Origin of the sequence: Rhodococcus sp. JVH1 (assembly GCF_000280725.2) — a bacterium.
GTDB classification, from domain to species: Bacteria; Actinomycetota; Actinomycetes; order Mycobacteriales; family Mycobacteriaceae; genus Rhodococcus_F; species Rhodococcus_F jostii_A.
Genome location: NZ_CP166289.1, coordinates 7,653,366 through 7,671,762, shown reverse-complemented (window position 1 = coordinate 7,671,762; position 18,397 = coordinate 7,653,366). Strand labels below are relative to the sequence as shown.

Here is an 18,397-nt window from a genome sequence, read left to right as displayed (position 1 = left end):
CGGCGGCGAGCGAATGCTGACGAGGTACACGGTGACAGGGCCTGGGATAGTGTCGCCGAGGTGACGAAGAATCGAGCGCGAGCCGTCGACCTGCGAACCCAGATCGAGGCGGACGACGTCTTCGCGCGGGGCGACGCGTTGCGGGCCACTGTGCCGTCGAGTGCGCACGAGAGCGCCGCGGTCGGCGCGGGACGGCCGGATGTGCTCGATTTCGTCGAGGCCAGCAATCGAGGAAGGCTGGCTAATCTGATCCCGCTGCGAATCGGTCGGATGATCGCCTCCCCGTTCGCTTTCTTCCGCGGCGCCGCCGGCCTGATGGCGGCCGACCTCGCAAACTCTCCGGTTACCGGATTGAAGGCCCAGTTGTGCGGCGACGCGCATGCGGCCAACTTCGGCCTGTACGGCACACCGGACGGTCACATCGTCATGGACATCAACGATTTCGACGAAACCCTCCCCGGTCCGTGGGAGTGGGATCTCAAACGCCTCGCCGCGAGCCTGGTCCTCGCCGGACGCGAAGGCGGTGTGTCCGAGAACGGCTGCATCGAGGCCGCCGAAGACGCCGTCAAATCGTATCGGCGCACCATTCGCGATCTCGCCGAACTGCCATTCCTTCAGTCGTGGAACGCGCTCCCGGACAAGTCGGTGCTCGAGCGGGCCAAGGCCGACGCTCTGCTCGACGACTTCGACAAGGCCGCGCAGAAGGCGCGGCGCAATACCAGCGAGAAGGTCGCGGCGAAGTGGACCGCCCACCTCGAAGATCACGAGACCGGGATCCGCCGACGACGGTTCATCGACGACCCGCCGGTCCTCACCCACGTCGATCGCGCAACCGCCGACGCCGTGACCGACGGTCTGGAACTGTATGTCGACTCACTGCGCGAGTCCCGCAGGAACTTGATCGCCCGATTCGCCGTGTCCGACGTCGCGTTCCGGATCGTCGGAACCGGCAGCGTGGGTCTGCGCAGCTATATCGCCCTCCTGCACGGTAATCGGGACGAGGTGCTCGTACTTCAACTGAAGCAGGCCCGGCCGTCCGCACTATCGGCGTACCTACCGGTCGACGAGCCGAAACACGAGGGCAAGCGGATAGTGCACGGCGCCCGGCTGGTGCAGGCGGAATCGGACATTCTGCTGGGCTGGACGACCATCGACGGCCTCCCTTTCATCGTGCGGCAGTTCCGAAACCTCAAAGGGGACATCGATCCAACCGGTCTCGAACAAGATCATCTCGACGACTACGGCCGGCTCGCAGGCGCCCTGCTCGCGCGTGCACACACCCGCTCGCTCGATCCGCGGGTGCTCGCCGGCTACTTCGCCAACGACACGGAACTGGACGAGGTGATCGGGCGGTATGCCGTCAGCTACGCCGATCAAACCGAAGCCGACCACGCAACACTGGTCGCCGCGGTGAAATCCGGGCGGATCGCCGCCGAGCCGGCCTGATCCGGCACGGCGGAACGGCCTGAAACACGCGAGCTCGATGGTGGCGACCCGAGAGAGGTCGCCACTCCCTCGAGATACGAGGCGCGGTTGCACCTCGCATCCACCCGAGCCGGACTGCCTCGGTTACGTGAGTGTGAGTGGCGACCTCTTTCGTCGCAACGAGAACGTACCTCGCACCTCCGACATGAATTCGCGCGTCCAGTGGTAGCCGGCCGCAGCGAGAAATGAGGGACAAGCAGTTGGTCGACTCCCCTACGGCACGTAGAAGATGCCTCTTGCTCCCACGTACTCGACCAGGTTCCCCATGGCGGAGGCGGTAACAACCCCGGTACCGGTGTGGGCAACCCCAGGCTTGTCTTTGGTCACGGAAGCAACACCCGATGTTCCGTTGGACAGGTTGGTCCAGCCAACCCACAGCACGACGGTTTCCATGAGTGCTGGGTCATGAAACGTCACGACCCCCGGCGCATCGCCAGTAACCGCAACCGGGACGTCGATACAGGCGGGGAAGCAATAGCCGAAAGTCCCTGAAGCCCACACGCGGGGTATCTGAAACGGCGCCGACACCGGCGCCGCTGTGGCCGCACCAGGACACCAGACCAGTGGAGTCGCGGCGAGACCCACAACCAGAACGGCCCTACGAAGAGACCATCGGCGACGGTTCATTCGCACGAGCCTCTCGTCCGTGAAAGCGACAACTCGGCACCCTCTCCGACGCAAGTACTTGCCTCATCGTAGCGATCGTTCCTGGTCAGCACGCGGAAATACCGGCGAACGCATCGGTCCGACGCCTGGTGCCACGCCCCACTGATTGCAGCGGGACCGGCCCGCAATCGGCACTGCGTTCAGGGCGGCGGCCTTCCGACGGACGCTCGGCCGGCACCGCCGCACGCTCGATTGCCTCCTGCCAGATATTCGACCCAGGAAGTGCACCGCATGATCTCCACCCGGTCGGCTCAATACTGATGCGAGTGCGAGCGCATCGCGCGTGCCGCCTGCAGGCTCTCACAGGACTCAGCACCGGCAGAGCGTCGGCACCGCCAGGTCATCCACCGGACTGACAAATCAAGCACGCGCGGCACCACGAGGTACACCGCGGTGGGAACAACGACACCGGTGAGCGACAAAGCCCGCAGCCATGTCGGCCAGGTGCTTGTGATCGGGCCCGACAAGGTCATCACGGTCATACCCAACGTGACGAGCGGGAAGATGGACACCCAAGTGACGACCACCCGCAAGTGGATGGACGGGGCCCTCGCCGGCACGAGATCCCGAGCGCGCCCGTCGACACGTTCCGTTCGCGGAGGCCGGCGCCTCGTGGTCGTCGGAGCGAAATGTTCGAACACCGTAGATGCGAGGGCAAGAGATTCCATCCTGAGGTAGCCCTTCTCGTAACTCCAACTATTCAGTTGCCTTGACCGTAGGGGCTGGACATGCAGATTGCAACCAGACAGTTGGAGTTGTCGTAGGATGCAGCCGTGGCGTGGGATACCGAACGAACCAAGAGACTTCTCATCGAGGCCGGGGTTGCAGAATTCAGTTCGTTCGGGTTGGCCGGTGCCCGTGTCGATCGGATCGCCGCGAAAGCAGGCGTGAACAAAGAGCGCATCTACCAGTACTTCGGCAAGAAGGAAGCCTTCTTCAGCGCGGTCCTCGAACATGAACTCGCAACCACGCTTGCCGCTGTCGAGCTGTCCGGTCACGGGGTCGTCGCCATCGCCGACTACGCCGGTCGCCGATTCGACTACCAACGCGAGCACCCCACTTTCACCCGTCTGCTGTTCTGGGAAGGACTCGAACTCGAGGCACCTGTCGCGGAAGCATCGCGACAGAAGCACGCTCAGGCGATAGTCGCCAGCGCGCGGGAAGCTGTCCCCGAACTTTCCGAGAGCGACGCCCAGGAACTGCTCATCACCGTGATCACCCTCGTCGACGGCTGGGTAGCTCTCCAGACCGCAGACCGACTGTTTTCGCCACCTCTTCCGCGGGGCCGCGACCGTGACTCGCGCCGACGCGATTTCATCGTGATGACGGTTGAGGCCGCCACGCGAGCCGCACTCACCCGAAGCCAGTCGGCCCGGACCCAACCCACCGCTGGCTCGCCGCGGATGGGTGATGCGGGTTCCGCATTGCGGTCCTCCCGAGCGGATCGAGCTGGCAAGGTCTAATCATGGCGTTCGGGTGGCGTTCGGTCACTGCAGAGTGGCCGCTGGTGATTCCACCGGTCTCCGTTGCGGTGTTGGGCGTGACCTGGGGCCGGAACATCGGCACGGTTCTGGCGCTCGTCGTGGCGGTGGTGCTGGTCGGTGCAGTGCTCGCCGCTGTTCATCACGCCGAGGTGGTTGCACACAAGGTCGGTGAGCCGTTCGGATCGCTGATTCTCGCTGTCGCCGTCACCGTCATCGAGGTCGGATTGATCGTGACGCTGATGATCTCGGGTGGCCCGGCGACGGCCTCACTTGCCCGCGACACGGTATTCGCGGCTGTGATGCTCACCGTCAACGGAATCATGGGGTTGTCGCTGTTCGTAGGCGCACGAAGATACGGGGTTGCGCTGTTCAATGCGGAAGGTACGGGCGCGGCACTGGCGACCGTAGCGTCGCTGGCTACCCTGAGCCTGGTGCTGCCGACCTTCACGACGAGCCGGCCGGGCCCCGAATTCTCCTCGGCTCAGTTGATATTCGCGGCAGTGGCCTCGCTGGTTCTGTACGGGATGTTCGTCCTCACCCAAACCGGACCGCATCGACACTTCTTCCTGCCCGTCATCCCCGACGAACCTGTGAACGTCGAGGACCGGAACGCGGCACCCCCGTCGGGCAGGGTGGCGGGCATGAGCCTCGCGCTGTTGGTGCTGGCGCTGTGCGCAGTCGTGGGATTGGCGAAGGTCGAGTCCCCCACGATCGAGGACGCAGTCGAGGATGCCGGATTGCCACAATCCATCGTCGGTGTGGTCATCGCGCTGCTCGTGCTTCTGCCGGAAACCCTCGCCGCGGTCCGGGCGGCGCAGAGAAACCGGATCCAGATCAGCTTGAATCTGGCCCTGGGATCGGCGATGGCCAGCATCGGGTTGACCATTCCGGCCATTGCGGTTGCCTCGATCTGGCTGGACGGACCACTTCTGCTCGGCCTCGGTCCCACCCAGGTGGTGCTGCTCGCCATCACCGTGGTGGTGGGCATGCTGACGGTGGTCCCGGGCCGTGCCACCCGCCTCCAAGGTGGCGTCCACCTGGTGCTGCTGGCTGCCTATGTGTTCCTCTCCGTCAACCCCTGACCGTCGCCCCGCGCGTCGCCGCTCGTGCAGACGTCACCAGCGAACCTCCCCGAGATGCGTTCGGGTAAGTTTCCGCGCATGGAAACCGCATCGTGGGTCGGCGCGGCGGCTGCGGTGCTGTTCGGTGCCACCACAGCCGCAGCCTGGCGGAAGGCAGCCCTCGCCGATCAGGCCAGGCGTGAGGCCGAAGTTGCGCTGGACGTGGCGCTCGAACAGGTCACCGCGTTGACCCGGATCGCCGAAGCCGCGCAGCGAGCATTCCCACAGCCGGAGCACGTCGAGTTCGAAGTCCAGCGCATCCGTGGCCCCGTCGACCGGTTCCGGCTCCGCAACGTCGGAACGGGTATCGCCACCGACGTGCGGTTCGTCGTCGATCCAGTCGAGGAGCAGAATCGCCGGATTCCCACGCCGCAATGGCTGCAGGAAGAACCAGTCACGTTGCTGCCGAAGGAGTGGGCCGACTTCGCCGCGAGCGCGTTGTCGCCCGTCAGCGGCTCGTGGCGAATCGTGTTTCCGGCGTTCGTCACCGTGATCTGCGACGAAGCCGGCGCTCCGCAACGGGTGGACCTGCCAACGGTTGTCGTTGCCGAGGACGGCGTGATCGGCTGACTCCGAGACCCGCACCTGGCGAGCAGCGGGGCCGTCAACGACTTTCCTGCCCCAGACGGTTCCCGACGCGATCGAACCATTCGAGTACCGCACGTTCGTACACGATCCCGAAGTCGAGCGTGGCCAGTGCAAATCGGTTGGAACCGTGGACCGCGGCGTCACGCTCGTACTCGGCGAGCTGACTTTCGTGCGCTGCGCGGTGCGAGTCCAGCATCGCGGCCAACCGCTCGGGCGGAAGGTGCGCACCGAACGCGACGGTGAGCAGCATCGGATACCGGATGTTCTCCGGCCCGGGGTCGCGCTCGATCCACTCCGCGAACGCCCGGCGACCGTCCTCGGTGAGCGTGTAGGGCTTGCGCTCTCGGGCGCCCCGTTCCCCCGCCTCGATCAACCCTCCACGCTCCATTGCGGCGAGCTCCCGATACACCTGGCTGGTCGTGATCGACCAGAACTTGCCGATTCGTTCCTGCGCGGTGACCACCAGGTCCCACCCGGTTTTCGATCCCTCGTGCAGGAACCCGAGGAGCGATGCCGCAGTGGCGTTGAGGGGACGGTCAGCCATGGCACGGTCCTTCGCGCAGTCGGGGGTTGACATTCCACTGTGGCATATCGATCATAGTGGTAGCGACATTCCACAGTGGAATGTCATCGCTGAGGAGGGTCCGATGCAGTACGCGGACAACATCCGGATATCCGATTCCGAACGCGAGCAGGTCGTCGGAGAACTCGGGTGGCATCTCACCGAGGGACGACTGACCATCGGCGAGTTCGACCAGCGGGTGGCACAGGTGTACCAGTCGACGACCCAGCAGCAGGCGCATCAGGTGTTGCGTGATCTTCCGTCGGCACCCCAGGCAGTTGCCCTCGCGCCACCCAGGGCGCCGACGGCCCACCGGTCGCGTCGTCGCATCCCGGGTCACCAGCGGATCGAGTGGCTCGCCTGGTTCGCCGCCGGAGGAATCAACATCGCGATCTGGGGTATCGTCTCGCTCGCTTCCGCTGTGATGATCTACCCGTGGCCGATCTGGGTGATCGGCCCGTGGGGGTTGGTGCTGCTGGGCAGGACGGTGCTCGGCCGCGAGGGCGGGTGCGGCAGGATCACCGATGCGCTGCACGATGACCAGACGAGAGTCGCAGTGAGTCGCTGAATCTCCGCGGACGAACGGCATGTCCATGTGCCGGTTCGTCGATTCGTAGTCGGCAACGAGGTCATCGGGCTCGACTCCGGCCGCGCAGCAGGTAGATCTGGTGCACGGTATCGAGAGGCCGTGACCAGGCAGAGCGGACATTGTCCTCGCCCGACGAGGGTCGCGAGGACCAGAAGATAGGTATACCCCCCGGTGATTCGGCCGATGCGCCATCTCCCCGTAGTGGGCGACGATGTGACCTGTCTCATACTCACGAACCGGGGTCGCCCGTTGGTCCGACGCCGCCACTGACGGAGGGTGCTCCCACCGATGAATGCAGAACCGATTACCTGCGGTGATTACGTCACGGCAACCTTCGCGCGTGATTTCGTCGCCGAGGGATTCGACCACGACGCCGTCGAACGCATCTACAGCGGTCTGTTCGACGAGTGGAGTCACGCCCTTGCTCAATCGGGTCTGTTCACCAACAGAACCGTCGCGGCCGCGCTGCACTCCTGGCAGGACGACCCACACTCCCTCCTCGACGCCCTGCTCGCGAACGCGGACGAGATGACCCTCAAGCGCTACGACCTCGTCTGGGAAGCTCTGGAGCGCGCCCATGTCGGTTCGGCCGAACCCCTCGCCGAATACGCATGACGCGGCCGCCCACGGCAGTGGCGCCGCGAAGTCCACCCGAGTCGTTCAACCCCACTTTCACAGACACCACCGACCACACCGACGAACGAGAACAATGAGCACCAACACGTATCCGACCATCGAAACCATCCGCATCGGGCAGTCCGGTCACGAATGCCGCTACTGCGGGCACGCCGTCGTCAAGGACGGCCCGGGCTACCGGCACACCACGACCGGTCAGTACCGCTGCGATCCGGCCAGTCGAGCAGTGAACGAAGCCCGGCTGTCCAACAGCTTGGTTCGGAGTTGAGCACGATGAACGTGCAAGCGATGCAGGTGAGCACGGCGCCCGAGGGGCTGGGCCGGTACCGCGACGCGGTCGATGCGCTGCACGCCTTCGACAATCCCGGCCGCCGAACCGACCCTCGCACGGCGCTGCTGTTCGACAGCCTCACCGATGATCTGATCGAGGCAGCCCAGACTGCGGGAGCGGGCGACACGGTGTCACAGCGCGACATCGTCGCCGTGATCGACACCGCGATCTCCCGCCCGCGCCCGTCGCTCTGAACCTTTTACGGCACTCAGGTGCGATCGAAGCGGGCCGGCTAGAAGTGGGCAGTGACGGTCAACTCGATTCCACTTCCCCGCCTGATGGTGTTGTAGATCGGGCAGGACGACGCGAATTTCGCAGCCAGTGAGTCGGCCGTCGGCTGGTCCACCCCGTGAATCTCGATGCGCACTTCGGTGAAATCGTAGCGAGTCGGGTCGGCCGTACCCCGCCGATGGGATGCGCGGACCTCGATGTGCTCGACGCGGATGTCGTCGGCCTCGGCGTTGGACTGGATGTTCGCCATTGCGCACGAAACGATTGCCGCCAGGAGCAGTTCGCCGGCCTGGATGGCCTCGGCCGGGCCGAACCTCGAATCCGAGACGAGGTGGTTCTCGCGGGCATTGAGAACGAATCGTCCCGGCACCCCGGACACCGTGTGCCCGGACACTTCCGCGACGCCGGAACTCACAGTGCGGCCTCGGCGCCTCGACGCACCCGGTTGACCCACTCCACGCTCTGCACTCGGGGTAGTCCGAGGTTCTCGCGCAGAGTGCTCCCCTCGTACTGCTTGCGGAACAGTCCTCGCTTCTGCAACTCGGGAACCACGTGGCGGGTGAAGTCCTCGAATCCTCCCGGCTGGTACGGAGCCTGCACCATGAATCCGTCGCAGGCTTTCCGCTGTTGCTCGAAATTCTATGACTACGTCATGGTATCTACTACGTTCTGCGGCAGGCGGATTGGTGAGGCTGCGGAGTGCCTGGGCATGTCGGTGGCGGGGTGCGTTGGGCGGCGTCGGCGGGTCGGTTGCGGTCTCGGCGTACCGGTGCGGGACACCGGATATTTGATCGCGCGGATCGGGACGTCTACCCGGGCAGCCCCGTGTCCGGGTTCGGGGCGGTGGCGCCGGATCGGGTGGAGGCGCTGGATAACCGGGTGCGGGGCTCCAGGACAAGTGGCATCGCTGGAAAACCGGGTGAAGATGCTGTGGGAGAGTGCCGGTGGTGTGGAGCACCCGGTCTCCGAGGCCCGCGCCGTGTAGACCTGGGCGGCGAGCGGGGCGCGGCCGGATGCTCGATGACGCAGCCGGGGGCCGATGCACGGTGGTGCGGGTGCCGTGGCGAGACCGGGTGGCCGGGTTCATCGGCGGCGTGGATCGAGCGTTCTTTGTCAGAGGTGGGGGTTACTGTCCGGGTTGCGATCGCGGCGATGAGTGCTGGTGGCTGACTCAGGGGTGTTGGTGTGTCGCTTCCCGGCCGGTGCCGACTGCGGTCGAAGCGGGATCAGCGCAGGCACCCGGGGCGATGCCGCGGCACGGCGGGGGTAGGGGTAACCGAAGAGTGGTGTGGGGGAGCACGAGTCCGGGTTTGCGGTGGCGCGGCAGTTTTCGGTGACCACCCGCGCCCACATGGCGGTCGACGACGCGACCGGTGAGCCGATCGGCCTCGACGACGTCGACACCCGGGTGGGGTGGCTGCTGGACCTGATCACCGCGGCGGGTGCCGAGTTGGTGTCACGGTTGTGGCAGCCGGCGACCTTCGATGTGCTCGCCGCCGGTCGGGACCGCCAGGACCGCAGACTGCCCGCACAGGGTCATGTCGCCGCGGCCCGCCTCGGCTGGAACCCGACCTACCCGGACGGGGTCTATGTGCCGTCGCGGGTGACCCGGGTGGTGACCACGCACGTGCTGGCCACCTTGCGGACCCTGACCTACGGGGACACCGCGATCGCATCGCTCTCTCAGCGATTCGACCCGGTCACCGGGGTCGTGGCACCGCCGACCGGATCGGCGGACCACGTGCCGCCGGGCTTCGCTCGGGGTGTGCGGCGCCAGCTCCTCGCACACGCCCACCGCACCGGCGGGGCACCGGCCGGCCGGGTGCGGATCACCGACCTGCAGGATCCACCGCAGACGAGCGCGATGGCCCGACTCTCCGCCGCCGACCGGCAACTCGCGCAGATCACCGTCACTGGTGACGAGCTGGTGTTGACGGTGAAGCTGCCCACCAACCCCGCCCCGGCGGGGCGGGCGCAGTGGCGGCGGGTGCGGCTGACCGCGGCCATCCCCGCCCACCTGCACGGCAGGGCGATCATCGGCTGGCATCTGCCGACTTTGGTCCTCGACCACCGGGGCCTGCTCTGGCGGTGCGCCGCGACCGAACTCGTCCCGGCAGGAGACCCGAGATCGGCCACCGTCGCGGTCGGGGTCGACTGGTCCCCGTCCACCCTCGGCGCCGCCGCCATCACCGCCGAAAACCCGGAAGGGCTGTCCTCGGATTACCGGGGCTTCACCTACGACGACCGCGGCCTCGGGATCAAGCTGGCGCGCCTGCAGGCCGAGGGGCAGCTGCTGCACCGCAAGGCGGCCCGGTTGACCCGACTGGCCGCCACCGCCCCACCGGAGGTCCGCGCCGAGCTGGAGGCGAAGATCGCCGTGCTCGACGCGCACCGCACCGCGGTGGGCGCCAAGCGTGGAAAGATCAACCGAGAACTCGCGTTCCACTTCGCCCGCCAGGCCACCGACTACGCCGTCGCCGCCCAGGCGCAGCTGATCGCAGTGGAAGATCTGACCACCCTCGAGACCCGCGGACACGGGCGGGTCAACAACAACCGGGCCGCGCAGTCCGCCCGCCGCCAAGCGGCCGCCGCCCTCGCCCACACCGCCGCCGGTGTCGGGATCACGGTGGTCTCGGTGCCCGCCCGGGGATCGTCCGCACTGTGTCCGGGCTGCGACGAACCGCTCGCCCGCCCCGGCGGCTACCACGACGCGTGGTGCCCGGGCTGCCGGGTCGGTGGCAACCGCGACCACGTCGCGGGGGTGAACCTGGCCAAACGCGCGCTGCTCGGCAGAAACAACGTCACCCGGTGGCGTGGGCAGCTGCCCGCCGTCCGGGGCGCCGAGCATGCGCCGGTGCGGCCATCGCGCGACGAAAATGCTCCCACCCCGCGTCGGCCACGGCACCGACGGGTACCGCAGCCTGCCCACCGTGACACCGCGGGTGGGGGTGACTCCGAAACAGCATGTTCCTGCACCACAAGCGTCGGTGTGGGACACGGTCAAACCCACACCACCGCACGGTGATGCGGGTAGCCGTGACACACGTCCATCTCCAACATCCGCCACGCAAGTGGCAGATAGTATGAGATCTACGTAGACGCTTGCTCCGTGGCATGGCGTTCGTGCCCGGACAAGGGAACTCGGTGGAGAGAGAATCATCGGCGTACAAACAGCTGCGTGAGCGGATCACCGGCGGCGCCGACCGGCCCGGGACGATGTTGATCCCGGCGACCATCGGCGCGGAGTTGGGACTGTCCCGTACACCGGTACGGGAAGCGTTGCAGCGGCTCGACTACGAGGGCCTGGTGGTCCAGGCGCCGCGAGGGTACCGGGTGCGCGAGCGCACACCCGAGGAGGTGCTCGAGATCTGCGAGGCACGGATCGCACTCGAGTCCGCGATCGCCTACTCCGCCGCGACCCGCCGCACCGAATTGGACCTGGCGCGGTTGAGCCGGTTGTTCGAGCAGGCAATCGAATCACCCGATCCCGCGACGAGCCTCGCGCTGCACAACGAGTGGCACAACGCTCTGCGCTAGCGCGGCCCACAATCAGACCATCGCACAGCTGATGGACCGACTCGACGCTCAGTTACGGGCCTACGACGCGGAGGAAGCCCAGGCCTCCTCCAATCTGCAGCAGATCGAAACGGAACACCGCGAGATCCTGACCGCCGTGCAGAGCGGCGACGCCGAGAAGGCGCGGATCCTGATGATCGCCCACCAGGCGCGGACCCGCGATCTGCGTATCGCAGCAATGGCCCGCCGGTAGATCGCCGCGTCATCGCGGAACCGGGCGTTGCCTCACCGTCTACTACCATGCTTCGCAGATGGGGATGCGCGGTCGGGGCGCCCGGTGAGACGAAGGATCGGCAATGACGAACGACCGCAGTGTGGACCCAAAATCTCGACCGTCAGCAGGGCGGCGGCGTCTGCCCTGGCTGCTACTGGCGGTCGTGGTGGTCGTCGTGGGAGCGGTCGCCGTCGTCGCCTACCTGCTGACCTCCGGAGCCGACGACGAAGCCCGCGACTTCTCGCCGAGTGCGGACAATCCTGACCCGTCACTGGGAATCGAAGGGGTCGTCACCGTCGACTATCCGCCCGCCGCCCATGTGCAGGCACCGCAGCGGGTGGCCTACGACCAGAGTCCCCCGTTCGGCGGTGCACACGACCAGTACTGGGCAACCTGCACCGGCATTGTCTATCCCGAAGCGATCCGCAGCGAGAACGCCGTGCACTCCCTCGAACACGGCGCCGTGTGGGTGACCTACGACCCGGACCAGCTGGACGACGACGACATCGCGGCTCTGGCAGCGAACGTCGAGGGCGAACCGTACACCCTGATGTCGCCGTACCCCGGTCTCGACTCGGCGGTGTCCCTGCAGTCGTGGGGTCACCAACTGAAACTCGACGACGTAACCGATCCGCGGATCTCCGATTTCCTCACGGCCTTGCGACAGAACCCGAACACCTACCCGGAACCGGGGGCGACCTGCTCGACGGTGCGGGGTGGATTCGATCCGGCCGACCCGCCGCCGTTCGATCCCTCCGCACCGGGTCCGGACGCCGTTCCGATCGACGGCAAGTAGCCGCGTCCGCAGACATTCCCGCACCACTTCGGACGAGATCGGGTTCCCGCGGTCGAAGCTGAAATTCACCTGCCGAAAATGTGCCCGGTTTGTCGATATCGCGATCGTCGATTCGACGAGTAAGTAGGAGCACATGAGGAGGTGAGAGCGATGTTGGCGGCACATCTGTTGTCCGGACTGACCAGCGAAGAGGTCGATCTGATCGTGGCGGAGGAACTGCATCTGCTCGACGCCTCCGCATGAGGGTCGTCGGGACCGTCGAACACGGGCATTGCTAGCCGGTCGTGCCCGGCCGGGGAAGATCTGCGTCGAGCGTGGCGGTGATCCGCTCACCGATCGAACGGAAATCGAGGTCGGTCACGAATCGGTGTGCCGGACCCTGCGCCGGAGCGATGCCCCACACCGCGGCCCGGCCGTCCTCGTGGAGCACCCGGGGTCGGGCGCCGACGGCGGACAGCATCACCGTGGGGTCGAGCATCACGGCGGCCGCGACGGAATCGTGCGCGGTGTAGATCGGGTCCTCGGAGCGATATGTGCCGGTGCAGTACCGGTGATAATCCTCGGTGATGTCGCGGACGAAGGTCGCCGTCTTTGCCACCACGGAACGAGCGACGAGATCGGCCCAGGCCAATCGGAGTCGGCCGGTGACATTCATTCCCACCCACGTAATCTGCCCAGGCGCTGCAGCAACCACCCTGGCCGCGACTGGATCGTGGTTGGTATTGGTGTCACCTTTCTCGAGGAATTGTGGTTGTTCCGCGGCCTCGACCTCTCTGCGGGAGACGGGTCCCATTCCGCCCATGATGGTGACCGAACGGAAGCGGGTCAGGATCCGTGGGTCGCGTGTGACGGCGGCGGCGATGTTGGCCAGCGGACCCAGGCACAGCAGGTCCACCGCACCGGGCCGGTCCTGCGCGACGCGGAGCAGTTGATCGACGGCGGACTCGGGCGCCGGGCCCACGCCCGGTGGCGGCCGATATCCGCGATCCCCGAGTCCGTCGAGTCCGTGTGGGGAGCTGGTGGCAGGTGGTGGCCCGGGGCGTGATTGCCCGACGCACACCGGAACGTCGCGCATGCCGGCGACGGACAGAACGGTGAGGGCGTTCCGCGCGGCCTGCCGTTCGGTGCAGTTCCCGAACACGGTTCCGACACCGACGATTTCGGCTCCGGCGTGCTGTGCAATGGTGAGTAGCGCAAGAGCGTCGTCGACGCCGGCGTCGGTGTCGACGAGTACGTAGCGGTCGGTCACTGCCGGTCCTGTCCCCCGTGATCCCTGATCGAATCGACTCGATCACCCTCGCGCGCAGTGTAACTGGACCGGTTCCCGGTCGTTCCGCCGGTCAATAGCTGAAGGTCACCGCCCCTTCGTCGCCGATCCACTTCCACATCGGTACCGTCCCGGCGAGTTCGGCATTGGATACCAGCGCGTCCTTGTCGAGGTGCTTGGCCTCGAAGCAGATCGGACACACCATGTAGATGCCGCCCGCGGTCGCGAACCGCGCCGCCAGATCGGGAAGCGGCGGACAACCTTCGCAGGCCACGCCCTGAATCGTGCCGTCGAGCGCCAGCCGTACCGCTTCTTTCGTGAGAAACATCAGCGTCTCGCGCTGTTGTTCTGCCGCGCCGACCGCGACCAGAAACGCAACCGTCACCTTCTCGGCGTCCTCGAGACCGGTGGTGAGACTGACCACTGCTTTATTGCTCATGGATTCGAGTCTTCGCCGCGCGAGGACTGCCGACAAGGGGGCTCATCGAGTCACCGGATTCGCACCTCGAGATCGGTGGCGGTTTTTTGTTTCGACCGCACCCACAACGGATTCGAGCCTAACCTGAAAAGGTGTTCGAACAGCGTCCGTTTCAGCAGATTTCGATGCCGTTGCGCCTCGCCGTCCGTCACGATCGCTCCACCAGGGCATCCGCCGCCGAACGTATCGGAATTCACCCGCGGATGTTGACTCGGATGGGAGCGGAGCCGCGTCAGCAGGCTCGCGTGAGCCACGGGGGAACGACCGCACTGTTCACTTTGCTCCCGGATACCGATGTGGACGAGATCGACACCATCCGGATAACAGCGGGGGGCTGTCGTCGACTCGGCGCGGCGCCGGGACAGACGGTGACACTCGACCGACGGTGCACCGCCTCCGCGATGACCGAGGAAGAGGCCGAAATGGGGGGTGAGTTCATCGAGCGGCTCGAAGACGACGGGCGACATCACCGTCTCGTGGTCCTGGCACCGCACGGTGGCGCCATCGAAACCCGAACGGATCAGCAAGCTGAACAGGTCGTCGCTTCGCTCGGATCACGCGATTCGACACTGTGGGTGTGTAAAGGGTGGCGACCGGTAGGCAATGCCTATCGTGCATGGCACATTTCCTCGACTGATCTCAGCGTGCACAGCTTTCCGCTTCTACGCTCCCTGTCGGCGAGACGATTCCGGTGGGCGCTGTCGTTTCACGGCTACCGAGGAAACGACGTCCTCATCGGCGGCCGCGCTCCCGCGCGGCTCAAGTCGGACGTCCGGAACGCGATCGCGAAGGCACTCGACGGAAGCGGTATCTGTGTTCGCGTAGCCGAACGCGGAGAACGACATAGTGGTGAATCCGCATCCAACCTGGTCAACCGCCTGACCATCGACGCTGCCGGCGGAATCCAAATCGAACAATCACGAGCCGCGCGGACACTGCACGGTCCGGCGATCGCTGCAGCGGTCAGCGAGGTCTACGACACCTGGATCGCCGCCGACAATCTTCGGTGAGACTTCACGGGCCCGCGGGAGCCCAGCACGGCCCGTCCGGGGGCGGGGTGTGCTGGTAACCGGGATAGCACGGCAGCACCTGCGGGGCTGGGGCGGGCGCTGGTGCCGGGGCAGGCACGGGTGCCGGGGCAGGCACGGGTGCCGGGGCATTCGCCGGTGGCGAGCCGGGTGGGAGGCACGGGCCGTCCGGGGGCGGGGTGTGCTCGTAACCGGGATAGCACGGCAGCACCTGCGGAGCGGATGCTCCCGGAGGGGGTGCGGGTGCCGGCACTACCGGTGGTGATTGCGGCGCCGGAGTCGGTATCGGTATGGCTTCCTCCTGAATGGGAGCCTCCGCAACCGGTGTTTCCGTCGGTGGTGGTGCTTGGACCGGCGGCTCCTGTTCGGCAGCGGTCGGGTTCGCCATGGCGGACGGTGACGATGACGGCGATGCCGGCCTTGCCGCGCTCGACGACGGCGTAGGCACGGCGACGTGAGGCGATGACGTTCCCGATCCGATGATCACGCCCCCGACAATCGCGGCAGCGACGATCGCGGCGAGCGCAAGTCCGGCGACGATCAGGCGGCGGTTCCGGTCGATCGGAGGGGTCGCAGGAGCGGGCTCGACGGCAGGCTGTTGCGGTGGCGCCGCGACACGAGCGGCGGCGGCGAGTTCGCCCACCGACCGATAGCGCCGCGCGGGGTCAGCCGCCGTTCCGCGTGCGATCACGGCAGCCATGCCGACCGGTGGCGTCGGGATCGCCGAGGTCGGGAACACCTCCCCGGTGAGGCACTCGTACAACACGCAGGTCAGACCGTAGACGCCCGACGCGGCCCCGAGAATCGTGGGGAGCCCGACGTCCGTGAGCTGGACCAGTCCCCCGTCCTGCACGACGACGTTCGCCGACGACACTTCCTGCTCGACCAGCCCGGCCACGCGCACGGCCTCCAGCGCCGACGCCAGTTGCTCGACAACGCCGACCGCGCGCGATACCTCCATCGGTCCGGTGGACTGAAGGATCGTCCGCAAGTTCGTGCCCTGGGTGACCGGCGTTGCGAGAAAGAGCCGGTTTCCGACCTGCCCGAAGTCGTGGATCGGCACTATGTGCGGGTTCCGGATCTGCGCCGCGATCCCGGCTTCCCGTTCGAACCGATCGCAGTATTCGTCGTCCTCGGTAGCATCCGGCGGCAGCACCCGCACCACGACCTGCCGGAACATGACGGTGTCGAACGCCGCCCAGACCTCGCCGCTCACATCCACCGTCAGCGAACGGTCCAGCCGGTATCTGCCGAATAGCGCTCCAACTTGCATTGCCACTCTCCGCCGATCGAAATTACCGCGTCTGCGGGTCCGTGCACCCGAAATTCTAGGCGGTGGGGGCCATAGGTTCTCGTTGGAGCCCGGTAGTGTGCTCGTATGCGCAGAACGCACCTAGGCTAGTCCCGGTCCGGGACCGCCCCGACTCAGGAGAAACCTGATGCGTACTGCATTCTGCAATGCCCTCTATTCCGTGTTCGATCACCGGATCTGTTGTGGGCGGATTCCCGAATGGACCGCACACGTCGGTCAGCCGTGGGATACCTACGACGTCGCACCGTGGAATCTGTACAACGTGATCTGGCGGATCCAGCACTGGATTCGCGGCGGCGTCGACGCTGATCGGTAACCTGATTCCGCTCTTCGGCGGCGCCCGATTTCGACTCGGGCGCCGCGGAAGGTACCCCGCCGGTCTTTAGTTCGCGTGGTTCGCGCGGGCGACGAGAACGTCGTCGCCTACATCGATGCGGGTGCCGAAGTCGCGGCTGATCCCGTCGAGAACCCGCCGCAGCCATTCGGTGTCACGTCTCGACGCGCGGTGCAGTTGCATCTGCCGAGACCTCATCGGCACCATTCGTAGCTCGAGCAGTTCGTGCGTGCGCGCGTCGAGCGTCACCAGATAGAGCAGCCGCAGATGGTCGCGGAAGCGTTCGTGTCCCCCGATGCCCTCGTAGTCGTTGATCAGGTCGCCGCAGCCGTACAAGATCGGGTGGCCGCGGTAGATCTCGACCGGCCGCGGGTGGTGAGACGAGTGCCCGAAGACAACATCGACACCACCGTCGACGAGCCGATGCGCGAATTCGACATGCGTGTCCGGCACGTCGTATCCCCAGTTCGAACCCCAGTGCAGAGAGACCGCCACCACGTCCGTGTTCCTCCGTATCAGCCGCGTCCGGTCGAGGACATGGTCTGCCTCGGCGGGCGTGGGTTCCGGAAGGTACGCGACACCCGGCCGACCCCGGCGTGCCGCCCCGTGCGACGAGACCCCACTCGACGGCAGTGCTGCGGCCCAGATCAGCAGCCGACGACCCCGTCCGGTCTCCACGACCACGGGACACCACGCCTGTGCCACGGTGCGCCCCGCTCCGACGGTCCGCACGCCGTTGCGCGCCAGCACGTCGAGGGTCTCCACGAGACCATCGGCACCGAAGTCGAGTAGGTGATTGTTCGCCAGTACGCAGACGTCGATCCGCGCAGCGGTGAGCACCCCCAGGTTCGACGGATGCATTCTGTAGTTGATTCCCTTGGACGCGAATCGAGCACACGTGGTGACGGTCGTTTCGAGATTGACGACGCGGGCCTCGGGCTCCGCAGCGTCGAGGATCGGCAACGCCTCACCCCACGGCCACCCGAACCCGACGGGGCCGGGGATCGGACCATTTCGCTTCTCCGCCAACGCGACGTACTCGCGGGCATCGCGGACGCAACGCTCCCTCAACTCCGGGTCGCCGGGAAAGGGGAGGATCTGGTCGACGCCCCTACCGGTCATCACGTCGCCGGCGAGGAACATCCTGATGGTGTCGGACATCGAAATCCTCAGCGACAGCACGAGTACCGGGACCATACTCGGAGACCGACATCACGGCCCGGAGTATGCACCCGCCGCTCGCACTGTCATCGAGTACGAGCGTCTGCTCGGTCGAGCTGAGAGACCCGTTGCGGGCTCAGCTCAAGGATGACACCGATATCACGCACCGACAGCCCCGATCGGCGCAGATGCGCCACCGCGGCCCGCGAGGCCCGCGCTGCACATTCCTGCGCGTGAGCGGCGGACTCGATCTGCAAGTGGGCCGCTCGGGCCTCCATGAGCGCCGCCGAATCCCCGATCTCGTAGTCGAGGACCACCTCGACGTCCTCGGCCGGCACATCCTCGACCAGATGCACAGCATCCGCCACCATGGCAGAAACCTGATCGAGCCGCCGCGCCTGGGTGAGAGCCGCCTCGACTCCCGGGACCTCCACCACCCACCAGCCGCCACAACGGGTGGCCTTCGCCGTCACCTTCATCACGAACCACTTCCTACCCGGCCCGCATCCTGCGAACCTCGCCCCTCCAACGACAAGTC

22 protein-coding genes and 2 pseudogenes are annotated in these 18,397 nt (G+C 66.4%); 14 read left to right on the top strand and 10 right to left on the bottom strand.

What is annotated here, in order from left to right:
* Positions 1-60 precede the first annotated feature (60 nt).
* Positions 61-1,446, top strand: coding sequence for a DUF2252 domain-containing protein (locus tag JVH1_RS36160; protein WP_009472815.1), 1,386 nt, complete (start codon positions 61-63; stop codon positions 1,444-1,446).
* Between the two features lie 252 nt (positions 1,447-1,698).
* On the opposite strand, the gene JVH1_RS36155 is transcribed toward JVH1_RS36160, so the two are convergent.
* Complete coding sequence (locus tag JVH1_RS36155) at positions 1,699-1,878, bottom strand: hypothetical protein (RefSeq protein WP_009472816.1); 180 nt, start codon at positions 1,876-1,878, stop codon at positions 1,699-1,701.
* A gap of 1,046 nt (positions 1,879-2,924) precedes the next feature.
* Between JVH1_RS36155 and JVH1_RS36150 the strand changes: the two genes are divergently transcribed.
* The 3 genes from JVH1_RS36150 to JVH1_RS36140 all read left to right on the top strand — a co-directional run bounded on the left by JVH1_RS36150 (position 2,925) and on the right by JVH1_RS36140 (position 5,326).
* Positions 2,925-3,614, top strand: coding sequence for a TetR/AcrR family transcriptional regulator (locus tag JVH1_RS36150; protein ID WP_009472819.1), 690 nt, complete (start codon positions 2,925-2,927; stop codon positions 3,612-3,614).
* 2 nt (positions 3,615-3,616) lie between these two features.
* Entirely contained in the window at positions 3,617-4,717 is a 1,101-nt protein-coding gene (locus tag JVH1_RS36145) for a calcium:proton antiporter (protein ID WP_009472820.1), read from the top strand.
* Between the two features lie 78 nt (positions 4,718-4,795).
* Positions 4,796-5,326, top strand: coding sequence for a hypothetical protein (locus JVH1_RS36140; protein ID WP_237726824.1), 531 nt, complete (start codon positions 4,796-4,798; stop codon positions 5,324-5,326).
* Positions 5,327-5,360: 34 nt separating this feature from the next.
* Here JVH1_RS36140 and JVH1_RS36135 read toward each other — a convergent pair whose 3' ends face one another.
* Positions 5,361-5,888, bottom strand: coding sequence for a PadR family transcriptional regulator (locus JVH1_RS36135; protein WP_009472822.1), 528 nt, complete (start codon positions 5,886-5,888; stop codon positions 5,361-5,363).
* A 103-nt stretch (positions 5,889-5,991) separates the two neighbouring features.
* Between JVH1_RS36135 and JVH1_RS36130 the strand changes: the two genes are divergently transcribed.
* From JVH1_RS36130 to JVH1_RS36115, 4 genes are all read left to right on the top strand, one after another.
* Complete coding sequence (locus JVH1_RS36130) at positions 5,992-6,474, top strand: DUF1707 domain-containing protein (protein WP_009472823.1); 483 nt, start codon at positions 5,992-5,994, stop codon at positions 6,472-6,474.
* Between the two features lie 309 nt (positions 6,475-6,783).
* Complete coding sequence (locus tag JVH1_RS36125; protein ID WP_009472824.1) at positions 6,784-7,110, top strand: hypothetical protein; 327 nt, start codon at positions 6,784-6,786, stop codon at positions 7,108-7,110.
* Between the two features lie 94 nt (positions 7,111-7,204).
* Positions 7,205-7,399, top strand: a complete 195-nt coding sequence (locus JVH1_RS36120; RefSeq protein ID WP_009472825.1) for a hypothetical protein — start codon at positions 7,205-7,207, stop codon at positions 7,397-7,399.
* A 5-nt stretch (positions 7,400-7,404) separates the two neighbouring features.
* Complete coding sequence (locus tag JVH1_RS36115; RefSeq protein ID WP_009472826.1) at positions 7,405-7,656, top strand: hypothetical protein; 252 nt, start codon at positions 7,405-7,407, stop codon at positions 7,654-7,656.
* A gap of 38 nt (positions 7,657-7,694) precedes the next feature.
* Here JVH1_RS36115 and JVH1_RS36110 read toward each other — a convergent pair whose 3' ends face one another.
* Both JVH1_RS36110 and JVH1_RS36105 read right to left on the bottom strand, forming a co-directional pair.
* Positions 7,695-8,108, bottom strand: a complete 414-nt coding sequence (locus tag JVH1_RS36110; RefSeq protein ID WP_009472827.1) for an OsmC family protein — start codon at positions 8,106-8,108, stop codon at positions 7,695-7,697.
* Positions 8,105-8,311, bottom strand: a pseudogene (locus JVH1_RS36105) (nitrilotriacetate monooxygenase); the annotation flags it as partial. The pseudogene JVH1_RS36105 and the gene JVH1_RS36110, both read right to left, overlap by 4 nt.
* A 733-nt stretch (positions 8,312-9,044) precedes the next feature.
* On the opposite strand from JVH1_RS36105, the pseudogene JVH1_RS36100 reads away from it, so the two are divergent.
* The 4 genes and pseudogenes from JVH1_RS36100 to JVH1_RS36085 all read left to right on the top strand — a co-directional run bounded on the left by JVH1_RS36100 (position 9,045) and on the right by JVH1_RS36085 (position 12,279).
* Positions 9,045-10,791 (top strand): annotated as a pseudogene (locus tag JVH1_RS36100) (zinc ribbon domain-containing protein).
* 46 nt (positions 10,792-10,837) lie between these two features.
* Complete coding sequence (locus tag JVH1_RS36095) at positions 10,838-11,230, top strand: GntR family transcriptional regulator (RefSeq protein ID WP_009472830.1); 393 nt, start codon at positions 10,838-10,840, stop codon at positions 11,228-11,230.
* Between the two features lie 31 nt (positions 11,231-11,261).
* Positions 11,262-11,462 carry an FCD domain-containing protein gene (locus JVH1_RS36090; RefSeq protein ID WP_009472831.1) on the top strand — a complete coding sequence of 67 codons (201 nt, stop codon included), beginning with the start codon at positions 11,262-11,264 and terminating at the stop codon, positions 11,460-11,462.
* Positions 11,463-11,565: 103 nt separating this feature from the next.
* Positions 11,566-12,279, top strand: coding sequence for a DUF3105 domain-containing protein (locus tag JVH1_RS36085; protein WP_009472832.1), 714 nt, complete (start codon positions 11,566-11,568; stop codon positions 12,277-12,279).
* Positions 12,280-12,553: 274 nt separating this feature from the next.
* Here JVH1_RS36085 and JVH1_RS36080 read toward each other — a convergent pair whose 3' ends face one another.
* From JVH1_RS36080 to JVH1_RS36070, 3 genes are all read right to left on the bottom strand, one after another.
* Positions 12,554-13,528 (bottom strand): nucleoside hydrolase, encoded by a 975-nt coding sequence (locus JVH1_RS36080; RefSeq protein WP_009472833.1) that lies wholly within the window; start codon positions 13,526-13,528, stop codon positions 12,554-12,556.
* A 91-nt stretch (positions 13,529-13,619) separates the two neighbouring features.
* On the bottom strand, positions 13,620-13,985 hold the full coding sequence (locus tag JVH1_RS36075) for a peroxiredoxin (protein WP_011593566.1): 366 nt from the start codon (positions 13,983-13,985) through the stop codon (positions 13,620-13,622).
* A gap of 50 nt (positions 13,986-14,035) precedes the next feature.
* On the bottom strand, positions 14,036-14,551 hold the full coding sequence (locus JVH1_RS36070) for a hypothetical protein (protein ID WP_237735076.1): 516 nt from the start codon (positions 14,549-14,551) through the stop codon (positions 14,036-14,038).
* Between JVH1_RS36070 and JVH1_RS36065 the strand changes: the two genes are divergently transcribed.
* Positions 14,447-15,034: a poly-gamma-glutamate hydrolase family protein gene (locus JVH1_RS36065; RefSeq protein WP_237723916.1), complete on the top strand. Its 588-nt coding sequence runs from the start codon at positions 14,447-14,449 to the stop codon at positions 15,032-15,034. The genes JVH1_RS36070 and JVH1_RS36065 overlap by 105 nt on opposite strands.
* 4 nt (positions 15,035-15,038) lie before the next feature.
* Here JVH1_RS36065 and JVH1_RS36060 read toward each other — a convergent pair whose 3' ends face one another.
* Positions 15,039-16,325, bottom strand: coding sequence for a serine/threonine-protein kinase (locus JVH1_RS36060; RefSeq protein ID WP_009472837.1), 1,287 nt, complete (start codon positions 16,323-16,325; stop codon positions 15,039-15,041).
* A 166-nt stretch (positions 16,326-16,491) separates the two neighbouring features.
* On the opposite strand from JVH1_RS36060, the gene JVH1_RS36055 reads away from it, so the two are divergent.
* Positions 16,492-16,680 carry a hypothetical protein gene (locus JVH1_RS36055; protein ID WP_009472838.1) on the top strand — a complete coding sequence of 63 codons (189 nt, stop codon included), beginning with the start codon at positions 16,492-16,494 and terminating at the stop codon, positions 16,678-16,680.
* A 66-nt stretch (positions 16,681-16,746) separates the two neighbouring features.
* Here JVH1_RS36055 and JVH1_RS36050 read toward each other — a convergent pair whose 3' ends face one another.
* Both JVH1_RS36050 and JVH1_RS36045 read right to left on the bottom strand, forming a co-directional pair.
* The gene (locus JVH1_RS36050) at positions 16,747-17,859 is read right to left on the bottom strand and encodes a CapA family protein (protein WP_009472839.1); all 1,113 of its coding nucleotides are present in this window, start codon (positions 17,857-17,859) and stop codon (positions 16,747-16,749) included.
* An 86-nt stretch (positions 17,860-17,945) separates the two neighbouring features.
* Positions 17,946-18,338, bottom strand: coding sequence for a hypothetical protein (locus JVH1_RS36045; RefSeq protein ID WP_043777539.1), 393 nt, complete (start codon positions 18,336-18,338; stop codon positions 17,946-17,948).
* Positions 18,339-18,397 lie beyond the last annotated feature (59 nt).